The 1,297-nt window shown below is 62.1% G+C and carries 1 pseudogene; it reads right to left on the bottom strand.

The features are described from left to right. Positions 1-1,297: pseudogene (locus NW838_RS01895) on the bottom strand (type II secretion system protein); the annotation flags it as partial.

The raw sequence follows: 1,297 nt of genomic DNA, 5'->3' as shown, positions 1-1,297 counted from the left end.
CAACACCCGGCCAACGGGGATACAGCTCCCCTACCCAGCGCACCACGAAAAAGTCGTTGCCGTTGTTGTTGCCATTTGGCCCGCCCCCACTTCTACGCCGCCAACAGGAGCGCTGGAAGTTGAAGTGACTTGGAAAGTTGAGGTCATCCGCGTCGATGGGCAGGTTCGGCAGGCTGTTGTTGCCATCGGGCTCCCCACAACTGGGCATCCAGAACCAATCGCCGCGATCCCGCCGATCGGGGCTGCCAGGCGGTAGTGACAAACGGCAGAGGGGCTGCAGGATGTCAGACAAAGAGCTGTTGCAAGTGGGGAAGTTACTATATAGCAAACGCTTGAAAGGCGAGTGAGAGTTCAGCGATGTGCTAGTGCCAAAAAAGTACTGGAAGCCGCCCCACCAAGGGAAACCGCTGCCGCTGCGGGCAAAGGGGGCCAGGTTGGTCGGGTTATCGATAGCATTGCGCACGCAGGCCCAGCGTTGGTCGTTGGTGCCACTTGGATTACAGGTAGGCGCATTGGTGGTATAGCCATTGTTGTACTGACCAATGGCATTAGGCACTCCTTGCGCCGGGAACACCGGATCCGGCCAGCGCACCGCCCGCAAGTAGGGCAGGTTGGCATCTTGAGCGCTCGAAGACAGGGGGCCCACCGCCTGTCCACTGGGGTTGGTGGCAAACCCTGTGTTGCGGTTGTACTGGTTCTGCGGGCTGGTCAGCCAGCCGTTGTAGTACTCGGCCAGCAACCCAGAGCCACCAGGGCTCGGGCAAGGCCCAGGTGGAGCTACCAGCACCCAGCGGGAGGTATCCAGCACCGGGTTGCCCAAAGCGGAGATGCGGGTGCCGAAGTTGGCATAGCCCACATCGGGTGCCCGCAAGGGCCGCACTGCCGGCACGCCACCGCCCGCCGTTCTGTCATCGTTATTGGGATCCGAATCGGCGTTGTCGAAGGGAGCCAGAATGGTGTCGCGGGCAAACACATCCGGCCAACCCGGCTGGTTGAGGTTGTCGCCCAGGTTCTGGGCCCCGTTGGTGTTGTCGAAGCGGAGGACACCAGCGCCGCCGCTGTTGGGATCCTGAGCCGGCCAGTTGTTGCCCCGGATCACCAGCGCTTGGTTGAGGAAGGAGGTGTTGGCCCCTAGGTTTGGCCCGCTGCAGCCGTAGTAGTCGCTGCGGCGAGGTGCTGAGGCCCGTCCACCGGCGAAGTCTTGGCCAGCCACATAGTTGCTGCCGCCGCCATTGAGGGTGCCATCCTGCACAAAGCCGTCGTCGATGCTGCCATCGCAGAAATCGGCAGAGAGGAT

Source organism: Synechococcus sp. R55.2 (genome assembly GCF_047462075.1).
Lineage (GTDB): Bacteria > Cyanobacteriota > Cyanobacteriia > Thermostichales > Thermostichaceae > Thermostichus.
Note: the sequence above shows the minus strand (reverse complement) of the source record. Positions and strands in the feature narration are given on the sequence as shown.